Origin of the sequence: Belnapia moabensis DSM 16746, from assembly GCF_000745835.1 — a bacterium.
GTDB classification, from domain to species: domain Bacteria; phylum Pseudomonadota; class Alphaproteobacteria; order Acetobacterales; family Acetobacteraceae; genus Belnapia; species Belnapia moabensis.
This window is the reverse complement of sequence record NZ_JQKB01000132.1, coordinates 1-8,773: the sequence shown is the minus strand read 5'-3', so window position 1 is coordinate 8,773 and position 8,773 is coordinate 1. Positions and strand designations below refer to the sequence as shown.

The window sequence follows — 8,773 nt, the reverse complement described above, 5'->3', positions numbered from 1 at the left end:
GTTCACCTGGGTGCTGCAGCGTCTGGCCGAGCGCGGCCTGATCCGGGGTGAGCGGATCGGCGTCGATGCCTCGACGGTGGAGGCCAACGCCGCCCTGCGGGCGATCGTGCGGCGCGACGGGGGCGAGAGCTACCGCGAGATGCTGGTCCGCATGGCCAAGGAGAGCGGCATCGAGACGCCAACGGCTGAGGACCTGCTCCGGCTGGACCGCAAGCGCAAGGGCCGGACGCTGTCCAATGCGGAGTGGCAGAGCCCGACTGATCCGGACGCCCGGATTGCCAAGCTGAAGGACGGCCGGACACACCTGGCCTACAAGCCCGAGCACGCGCTGGATCTCGACACCGGCGCGGTGGTCGCGGCCGAGATGCACCTGGCCGACCGGGGCGATACCAAGACCCTGCCCGACACCCTGGCGAGTGTGGCCCGGCATCTGGCCGCGGTCGAGGCGGCGCCGAGGCGCCTGCCGAGATGGTGGCCGACAAAGGGTACCACTCGCGCGAGGTGCTGAAGACGCTCGATGACGGGCCATGGAAGACCCGGATCGCCGAGCCCAAGCGCGACGGCTTCCTCCGCTGGCACGGCGACGACGCGGCCCGCCGAGCCGTGGTCAACAATCGCACCCGCCTGCTGTCCGGCGTCGCTCATGTTGCGTTCAAGCTGCGCGCCGAGGTGGTTGAGCGAGGCTTCGCGCTGATCCTCGATCGTGGTGGCATGCGCCGAGCCTGGCTGCGCGGCCGGGAGAACCTGCACAAGCGTTACCTGATCCACGTCGCTGGCTACAACCTTGGCTTGATCATGCGGCTGCTGACGGGGTGGGGAACGCCTCGGGGCTTCCAGGACAGGGTTTCGGCCCTGCTTGCTGCCGTCACCACGTCGGACGGCGGCCTGGTCGTCATCCTGATCGTCATCGCTGGCGATCAGTCCGTGGCCGTCGCCGTCAGCATCGAGCCGGACCGCTTCAGCTGACCAATGGATTTCTCAACGGGCTGTTGCGGGATGATGGTGGCGGCGCAGGCTCCGGGTCGGGCAGCACCTCATCCTGACGATCGGCGACGGTAACGCGGACCGGCACGAACTCCGGCGTCGGCTCGGCCACCAGCAGGCCATCCCGAGCCTGGCGCCGCCACTGGAACACCAGGCTGCGGTAGATGCCGTGTCGAGCCGCCACCTCTGCCACCTGCACGCCCGGTACATCGCATTTGGCCAGGATGCGGAGCTTGTCGGCCACGCTCCAACGCCGACGCCGCTCACGCCCGGTGATGATCTCGACCGTCCCGATGCCCATGACCTTACAGACGACCTTACGCCCGACGTTAAGGCCCCCAGCCTCAACGGACGCCAAAGACCAGGGAAGGCGATGGAGGCCGGACGCTTACGATCTTGTCGAAGCGGAAGCGTCGAAGATAGCCCAGGCTGGCATTGTCACGTGGTTGAGCGCTGGCCGGAATGAGCCGGTGAGACCAAGCTGGTCGGATGCCGACCGAGCCCACCACCTACCCCGGCTATCGCTTCCCGGCCGAGGTCATTCACCATGCCACCTGGCTCTACCACACGTTCAGTCTGAGCCTGCTCGATATCGAGCTGATCCTGGCCGAGCGCGGCGTGTTGGTCAGCTTCGAGAGTATTCGCCGTTAGTGCCTCCGCTTCGGCACCGAGCTCGCAGCCAAACTCCGCAAGCGTCCGCCGCGGCCGGGTGACACTTGGCACCTGGATGAGGTTTATCTGAAGATCAACGGCGAACTCTTCTATCTCTGGCGCGCCGTGGATCAGCACGGTGTCGTGCTCGACATCCTGGTGCAGGAGCGGCGCAATGCCACGGCCGCCAAACGCTTCTTCAAGCGTCTGCTGGCGGGCCTCAAGTACAAACCTCGCAAGATTATCACGGATGGGCTCCGCAGCTATGGGGTCGCGCAGCGTGAGGTCCTGCCCGGTGTGCGGCATCGGACCAGCCGCTACCTGAACAATCGTGCCGAGAACTCCCACAGACCGACGCGACGTCGAGAACGACAGATGCAGCGGTTCAAATCACCCGGGCAAGCCCAGCGCTTCCTATCGGCGCACGCGATGATCTATGACCACTTCCATCCGCGGCGGCACCTGATGCCCGCGGAGCAGTACCTCCGTTCGCGCGACAAGGCTTTCCAAATCTGGCGGCAGGAGACGTGTGCCCATAGGGCAGTGTGAGATCACGCAAGCTCTGTCTTGCGGTCAAACGCACCCGGTCACCAAACAATGTGACAATGCCGTAGTAAGATTATGGGCGACCGCTGTTGAGCTTAGGGCCGCAGCGGCGAAGGGGCTGCACATTGTACATCCCCTTGCCGCTACATCACCATTTCAGCGCGGATCGCATCATACGGCGCTTTGAGGAGGCCCTCCTGGCGATCCAACAGCCCGGCGGTGGTTAGGGCTTCTACGTCCTCATGCACACGCTTGTAGTCGCGCCCCAGGGCGCGCGCGAGTGCGGCAACGCTGGCCTGCGGCTCGCGGTGCACATGCCGCAGCAGCTCCAACCGCTTCGGCGTCATAATCGCCGTGAATACCTCGAGGGATGCGAACGAGAGATGGCTCTCGCTCACCGTCTCTCCCGCCTTGGCGCGTTCCACCGCGGCTAGTGCCCGGCGCTTCATGCCAGCAAAGGTGCCGCCGACGTGGACTTCCAGCTTGCTCATATCGGCTCTCCTCGGATGGTGATGACGTCGGCTTCTAAGTCGCTCAGCAGCTGCTCAACGCTGGTAAACGTGTAGGGCAGCTCCCGGCCGGCGAGGTGCTTGTGGTCGCCCTTGCCGCGCTCGTTGTCGTAGCGGACGACGCACTCCCCGCCGCGCACATAGGCGAGGCGATACTTGAAGTCGTGCTCGGACGGCGGCACCGGCGCCGGTACCTGCCAGATGACGATTTCCACCAACTCAGCCAAGCCGATCACTAGGCGCTCGCGGAATATCGGCGTAGCTTTCATATGGTGCAACATGCCATAGACAATCTATGGCGTCAAAAGCCATATCTATCTCACTTGGCAGGACGCGCCTTAATGACCAGGCGCCGAGCCGCTAAGGCAGGGCTGCCGGCCTAGAAGCCAGCGACCCAAGCCCACCCCCGTGCAACCACCAGCGCCAGCGTGGTGAGCCAGATAAGGACCAGCCAGTCGAAGGCGGGCGTGGCCGGCGGCCGGACGGTGCGCAGGAAGTCGGTCACGGTGGAGTAGCCGCCGACAAAGCCGAGGTCGCGGACCTCGCGCCACAGGCGCCGGCCGGTCAGGTCAGGGAAGCGGCCAACACGCTCGCGCAGGAAGGCCTCGAAGGGCGCCAGCGGCGACGGGGTTGGCGGCCGCGGCTTGTAGGCTGGCGGCTCCAGACCGCGCGCGATGTAGGTGCGGATGGTCTTGCGGTCGTGGCCGGTGCGGCGGGCAATGGCCGAGACGGTCAGGCCCTGCCGGGCGAGATCCAGGATCATGACGAGCTCCCCAAGGGTGACCACCGGCTGCTCCCATGATGCCGCATGGCATCCTGGGGCATGGCCGGCGCCGCCCGGGCCCGGGCAGTGGCGCTGGACTGAGGAATTTTCAGGTTCTTCCGCACTCTGCGTGCAACGGGTGGTCGTTCCGGCTCAGGATGGCCACATAGGAGAGTCGGAGTTCCCTTCAAAGCATTGGTTCTTGCCCACGCCCCTCATGCCGTTCCTACCGGCAGGGCTGCTTGTCCAGCATGTCCTGCCGTCGCCCAATCACCTCATCATCGTCGCCAGCCTGGACCAAGCATCGGCCGCTTGTCCCCTTTGCAAAGCGCCTTCCTCCCATGTGCACAGCCGTTACGAGTGCATCCTTGGTGATCTGCCCTGCCAGTGGGGTGCGGCACGGTTCGATGAGACAGCCGCCTGCGGTAGAGGTCACCGCAACCGGAGGTCAGACCAATGGACCAGAACCACAGCGACAAGCCCGAGGGGGCGCCGGCGTGCGCCCAGAACGCTGACGCCGACGCTCCTTTGGGCGGTGCCGGGCCGGAGTGCCGCAACTCCCCCCGGCGCAAGCTGGCCGCCGTCACCCGCCTGCTACGCGGCAAGCCGCTGGAGACCGTAGCCCGCGAGCTCAACGTCACCGTCGCTCGTCTGAGCGAGTGGCGCGACCGCGCCCTGGTCGGGGCAGAGGCGGCGATGAAGGAGCGCGAGCGCGACAATCCACCTCAGCATTGACACTCCTTGGTGCCATGGGTCGCCTCTCCGCCGCCGTCGCATAGCGCTGCGCAAACGTAACGATGGCGCTCCTCGCCTTCGAATTCTCTACTAAAAGTTGCTTAATTGTGGCATAACGCTACCCGAATCTGGTCCGAGGTGTTGGACCGAAAGTGCCTCAAGGAACCACACCATGTCGCTGGATCAGAAGGACCCCGCCCTCGCACTGCCGGATTGCACCGAGGCTTGCATTCCGCCCAGCTTCAGCGACAGCCGACTTTCAGAAAAACTAGACACGGCCTCCGAGGCGGAACTCGATGCGCTGCCCTTCGGCGTAATCGGCTTCGGCGTAGACGGTCGAGTTGAGGTCTACAACGCTTGCGAGGCTGGTAGTGCAGGCTTGTCCAAAACCCGCGTACTAGGGAGACATATGTTCGACGAGGTCGCGCCTTGCATGAACAATTATCTAGTGGCGCAGCGTTTTGAGGAAGAGGAGGTGCTTGACGAAGTGCTCCCCTACGTCCTGACGCTCCGCATGCGTCCGACCCCTGTCCGCCTGCGCCTGCTCAAGCGTTGCGGCGGACGGTTGTGCTACGTGCTCGTGGACCGCAGCTCCAGCGCCAAGGCACGTTGACATGGACGGGCCGGAGCCGAGTGGTGATGAGAATGAGGCGCTACTTGACTTCCTCTATCTCTGCCCGCACGGAATGGCTGAGTTTGGCGCCGACGGTATGCTGCGGATGATTAACCCAGCCTGTGCCCGCATGCTGACGCCGATCCTGCCGGTGGTAGGTCAACTCGACAACTTTCTCGATGCGCTTGCACCTTTTGCCCCAGATCTGCGCATGCAGCTTTTCACCTCCACCATGAAGCGTGGCCTTGTGCTCGACGGCGTGCGCATCCACGTCGGCCTGCCGCCGCGCATTCGTTCTAAACGCGGCGAGACGGTACCCAACCCTCTCGTGCTGTCGTTGACCGTGCTCCGACTTTCACCGGACCGTTACATGGCCGTAGTCGCCGATGTGAGTGCACAGGTGATGCAAGAGCGACGATTACAGGAGGCGGAGGCATGGTTCGCGGCGATGGCGGAGGGCGCGGAGGGCTACGCCTTCTTCTATCTTGGAGCCGACGGGCGCATAGCAGACTGGAACGCGTCCGCTGAGCGCCTTTTTGGTTTGGGCGCGGACGAGGCATTGGGCCGCCGCGCCGACGGGCTTCTCACTGCCCTAGGCAGCGGCAGCGCTCCGCTGCCCGAGCGGCTTGCTTTTGTGCGACGCGATGGTTGGCATCTCGCCGAGGGTTGGATTCCGCGCGGCGCAGGCGAGCGGTTTTGGGGCAGCTCGGTGGTGTCAGTGATGCGGGCTACGGAGGACGGCATCGGTCCCGCTCCCGAGCCAGAGGCATACCTCGTCGTCGTACGTGACATGACGGAACGGCGCGAGGCGGCGGAGGAACTGCGGCGGGCGCTCTGCCAAGATCACCTTACAGGCTTGCTAAATCGGCGCCGGTTCTTTGAGCTTGGCGCTGAGGCGTGCACTACCGCCCTGCGCACGGGTCGGTCGCTGTCGGTGGTAATGGTCGACGCAGATCGGTTCAAAGCACTAAACGACTGCTTTGGGCATGCCGCAGGCGATTTGGTGTTATGCGCCCTCGGCAGCGCGCTGCGTGAGGGCGCGCGGGAAGGTGTGGATCACGTCGCTCGGCTGGGCGGCGAAGAGTTCGCTGTGCTTTTGCCGAATCTTAACATTGCCGCCGCTGTCGTAGTGGCAGAGCGGCTGCGGACAGCAGTTGCCAGCCTGTCCGTACCGGTGCTTGGGCCAGGCGGAACGCCGTCCGAGGTCTTACTCACGGCAAGCTTTGGCGTTGCAGAGCTCAGCCCCGAAGCCACCGACTTGGACGGCTTGTTGCGCGTGGCTGACGAGGCGCTCTATGCGGCCAAGGCCGCCGGGCGCAACTGTGTACACGCTCGGCATACCGGTAATCTGACCGAGCAGCGCTTGACGGTGTAAATGCTGCCTAATTCTGGCAGACGGAATGAGCATTGCGTCCATCAGAGTGCCGGAGCGTACCATCACGCCCTTGGCCCCGAGCTGGCGGATGACGGCTTCAAACAGCACTCCGTCCCGTTCTGTCAGGTATCGCGCCAAGCAGCCTATTTGGCGGGCCGGAGCAGGGCCGATAGGCTCTGGCGGTCGTGCCCGCTGAAGTGGTGGAGGAGGCTGCCATCATAATGGTGGCGGCCATCGGGCAGTGTCACCTCGTTGAGCCCTGGGCGGAATAAGTTGGTTGGGCCATGGTGGTCGAATATCGATCGAGCCCACCTCCTAACCCTGGCTACCGCTTCCCAGCCGAGATCATCCACCATGCCATCTGGCTCTATCCACCTGCCCGGTCTAAGCCTGCGCAACATCGAGCTGATCCTGGCCGAGCGCGGCGTGGTAGTCAGCTACGAGAGTATCCGCCGTTGGTGCCTCTGCTTCGGCACCGAGTTCGCGGCCAAACTGTGCAAGCGGCGGCCGAGGCCGGGCGACACCTAGCACATGGATGAGGTGTACCTGACGATCAATGGCGAACTCTTCTATCTCTGGCGGGCCGTGGACCAGCACGGTGTCGTGCTCGACATTCTCATGCAGGAGCGGCGCAATGCCACAACCGCCAAACGCTGTTTCAAGCGCCTGCCGGTGAGCCTGAAGTACAAGCCGCGCAAGATCGTCACGGATGGGCTCCGTGGTTATAGCGTCGCACCGCGAGAGGTCTTGCCCGGTGTGCGGCATCGGACCAGCCGCTACCTGAACAATCGTGCCGAGAACTCCCACCGTCCGACGTGGCGTCGAGAACGTCAGATGCAGCGCTTCACGTCACCCGGGCCAGCCGAGCGGTTCCTCTTGGCGCACGCGATGATCCATGGCCACTTCCAACCGCGCCGCCATCTGATGGTCGGCGTCCAGCATCGTCGCGCTCGCGCCAAGGCCTTCCGGCTCCAGCGCCAGGAGACGTGCGCCTAGATCGCCGCTTAAAGCCAAGCCCGCACCCTCGTGCGAGCAAACTCAGCGTCACGTCCAACAAGTTGCCAATGCCGGTAGTGCCTATCGGTGTTGCCAGACCTTCGCCCACCAAGCGCCAACTCGATACACAAGCGTCCGCTTGGCACGCAGTGTTTCCCGAACCTCTCGGTCGCGCTGCCACTCCACATCCTGCCAGAACTTGTCGAGGCCCGGATCGTCGGGTTCACCGCCCAACTCGGCGCATTCACGATGGGCTTCCATCAGGTAGGCGATAGCATCGGCTTCCCGCAGCCGCAGCGTCCACTGCTCGGATTCGGCATGCCAACCAGACTGGCGACAAAACTCGGCAGCGCGCTTGAGACGAGCGATCCGCTCAAAAATTATCTGCTGAGGCGATTTGTTCGCAAGCCTTGCATCACCAAGCCGGTCGTAACGCATTCTGCTTGCCTCCATAGCCCAAGGTTTAGCAGTTGAATCATACAACTGGTGGAATTGAGTCGGCTATGGCTGGGTGTCTCATATCAGCGGCAGGGGAAGGTAGTCCGCAATGCTTCCTTGGTGAGGCTGGCAAACGGTTCGCCTTTCCGGCGCGGCCTTCTCTCTATGTACCGGGTGACCATCCGCACGAACTGACCGGTGGTCAGGACACGTGGCGGGCAGATCCGATCACCCGCGAGAAGGGAAGCTTCGACCTGCTCGACGCAAATGCGCTGCGTGGATACGTCATGCATAGCCTTGCCGGCCACGAAGCTTCGGCATCCGGGCAGCACATAGGCGGCGCTGCTTATGCTCGACTGTGCGGCAGCACGGCCAGACATAGCCAATGCCCCCACCAGAATTGCTGCAACAGCGACAATACGCCACACCCCACCCATCCCAAAGCTGCTGGCAATAATTGCGAGATACCATCGAAGCTTGGCGAGGTGGTGGGCGCGTGTGCCTCATCCTTCGAGCCCTGCGCCTAATAAATAGCAAATCGCAACGACCGTGGCGAAGCTTGGGGAATGTGCTGGAACAAGATGATGGCGACGATGGCGGTGGGCTGGCTGCGGGACCGGCTGAAGGAACCCAGCACTTGGGGTGGATTGATCGTGGCTAGTGCTGCGGTACTGGGCCTGACAGTCTCGGGGGAGGCGGCTCAGCACATTAGTGCGGTGATCGTGAGTCACTGGCAGGCCGCACGCACCGGCTGACTACCTTGCCCGGGATGCCGCAGGATTTGTCCCGGCCGGATGATAAGGCGACCCTCGATGTGGTCCTGCCCGGTCGCCGACTGCGACGACTTGGAGGGTGGTCTGTTGCGATTCCCGCTGCTTTACAAGAAGCATCGCCAGACCGCAGCCCGTAACGGCGGGCCGGTACTGGGAGGCCACCATGAAACGAAGCTGCGTCGCCATCATTGCGGCCCTTGCACTCTGGCCGAGTTTTGCCTTGGGTAGCGTCCACGGAGGTGGTGGGAAATCCAGCCTTGGCTGGGGTGTAGAGCTGGGGTGGCCATCGGACCTAGCGGCTAGGGTGGAGTTGCGACGCTCCCACCCCTGACCGGCCGAGGACCCGATGACCGAGGACAGACTGCCACTGGCTGAGCTGCTGGCGAAAGC

At 63.9% G+C, this 8,773-nt stretch carries 10 protein-coding genes and 3 pseudogenes; 7 read left to right on the top strand and 6 right to left on the bottom strand.

The annotated features are described in order from the left end of the window. On the top strand, positions 1-508 hold a 508-nt coding region (locus EP26_RS37035), incomplete at its 5' end, for a hypothetical protein (protein ID WP_456303887.1). Then, positions 469-966: a hypothetical protein gene (locus tag EP26_RS37030; protein WP_052389795.1), complete on the top strand. Its 498-nt coding sequence runs from the start codon at positions 469-471 to the stop codon at positions 964-966. The genes EP26_RS37035 and EP26_RS37030, both read left to right, overlap by 40 nt. Here EP26_RS37030 and tnpA read toward each other — a convergent pair. Next, a complete protein-coding gene (tnpA, locus tag EP26_RS28130) occupies positions 959-1,285 on the bottom strand; it encodes an IS66-like element accessory protein TnpA (protein WP_052389794.1) in 327 nt (108 codons plus the stop codon). The two genes, EP26_RS37030 and tnpA, sit on opposite strands and share 8 nt — an antisense overlap. Before the next feature lie 188 nt (positions 1,286-1,473). Between tnpA and EP26_RS33985 the strand changes: the two are divergent. After that, positions 1,474-2,184 (top strand): annotated as a pseudogene (locus EP26_RS33985) (IS6 family transposase). Positions 2,185-2,324: 140 nt separating this feature from the next. On the opposite strand, the gene EP26_RS28115 reads toward EP26_RS33985, so the two are convergent. The 3 genes and pseudogenes from EP26_RS28115 to EP26_RS28105 all read right to left on the bottom strand — a co-directional run. Further along, a complete protein-coding gene (locus tag EP26_RS28115) occupies positions 2,325-2,672 on the bottom strand; it encodes an HVO_A0114 family putative DNA-binding protein (protein WP_043344163.1) in 348 nt (115 codons plus the stop codon). Further along, complete coding sequence (locus tag EP26_RS28110) at positions 2,669-2,959, bottom strand: toxin-antitoxin system TumE family protein (protein WP_211259593.1); 291 nt, start codon at positions 2,957-2,959, stop codon at positions 2,669-2,671. Before EP26_RS28110 ends, EP26_RS28115 begins: the two co-directional genes overlap by 4 nt. Before the next feature lie 185 nt (positions 2,960-3,144). Next, positions 3,145-3,477, bottom strand: a pseudogene (locus EP26_RS28105) (IS21 family transposase); the annotation flags it as partial. A 432-nt stretch (positions 3,478-3,909) separates the two neighbouring features. Here EP26_RS28105 and EP26_RS28100 point away from each other — a divergent pair. The 4 genes and pseudogenes from EP26_RS28100 (at position 3,910) to EP26_RS28085 (ending at position 7,172) form a co-directional block, all read left to right on the top strand. Beyond that, positions 3,910-4,188 (top strand): helix-turn-helix domain-containing protein, encoded by a 279-nt coding sequence (locus tag EP26_RS28100; protein WP_043344160.1) that lies wholly within the window; start codon positions 3,910-3,912, stop codon positions 4,186-4,188. A gap of 172 nt (positions 4,189-4,360) precedes the next feature. Beyond that, on the top strand, positions 4,361-4,801 hold the full coding sequence (locus tag EP26_RS28095; protein WP_052389792.1) for a hypothetical protein: 441 nt from the start codon (positions 4,361-4,363) through the stop codon (positions 4,799-4,801). A 1-nt stretch (position 4,802) separates the two neighbouring features. Next, complete coding sequence (locus tag EP26_RS28090) at positions 4,803-6,176, top strand: sensor domain-containing diguanylate cyclase (protein ID WP_043344157.1); 1,374 nt, start codon at positions 4,803-4,805, stop codon at positions 6,174-6,176. A gap of 284 nt (positions 6,177-6,460) precedes the next feature. Further along, positions 6,461-7,172, top strand: a pseudogene (locus EP26_RS28085) (IS6 family transposase). 81 nt (positions 7,173-7,253) lie between these two features. Here the strand turns inward: EP26_RS28085 and EP26_RS35690 are convergent. Further along, a complete protein-coding gene (locus tag EP26_RS35690; protein ID WP_157033881.1) occupies positions 7,254-7,610 on the bottom strand; it encodes a hypothetical protein in 357 nt (118 codons plus the stop codon). 83 nt (positions 7,611-7,693) lie between these two features. Further along, complete coding sequence (locus tag EP26_RS35685; RefSeq protein ID WP_157033880.1) at positions 7,694-8,038, bottom strand: Rap1a/Tai family immunity protein; 345 nt, start codon at positions 8,036-8,038, stop codon at positions 7,694-7,696. Positions 8,039-8,773 lie beyond the last annotated feature (735 nt).

Bases quoted from the DNA above. Each gene is read 5' to 3' on its own strand.
- EP26_RS37030 (WP_052389795.1), top strand. From the start codon at position 469: ATGGTGGCCGACAAAGGGTACCACTCGCGCGAGGTGCTGAAGACGCTC.
- tnpA (WP_052389794.1), bottom strand. From the start codon at position 1,285: ATGGGCATCGGGACGGTCGAGATCATCACCGGGCGTGAGCGGCGTCGG.
- EP26_RS28115 (WP_043344163.1), bottom strand. From the start codon at position 2,672: ATGAGCAAGCTGGAAGTCCACGTCGGCGGCACCTTTGCTGGCATGAAG.
- EP26_RS28110 (WP_211259593.1), bottom strand. From the start codon at position 2,959: ATGAAAGCTACGCCGATATTCCGCGAGCGCCTAGTGATCGGCTTGGCT.
- EP26_RS28100 (WP_043344160.1), top strand. From the start codon at position 3,910: ATGGACCAGAACCACAGCGACAAGCCCGAGGGGGCGCCGGCGTGCGCC.
- EP26_RS28095 (WP_052389792.1), top strand. From the start codon at position 4,361: ATGTCGCTGGATCAGAAGGACCCCGCCCTCGCACTGCCGGATTGCACC.
- EP26_RS28090 (WP_043344157.1), top strand. From the start codon at position 4,803: ATGGACGGGCCGGAGCCGAGTGGTGATGAGAATGAGGCGCTACTTGAC.
- EP26_RS35690 (WP_157033881.1), bottom strand. From the start codon at position 7,610: ATGCGTTACGACCGGCTTGGTGATGCAAGGCTTGCGAACAAATCGCCT.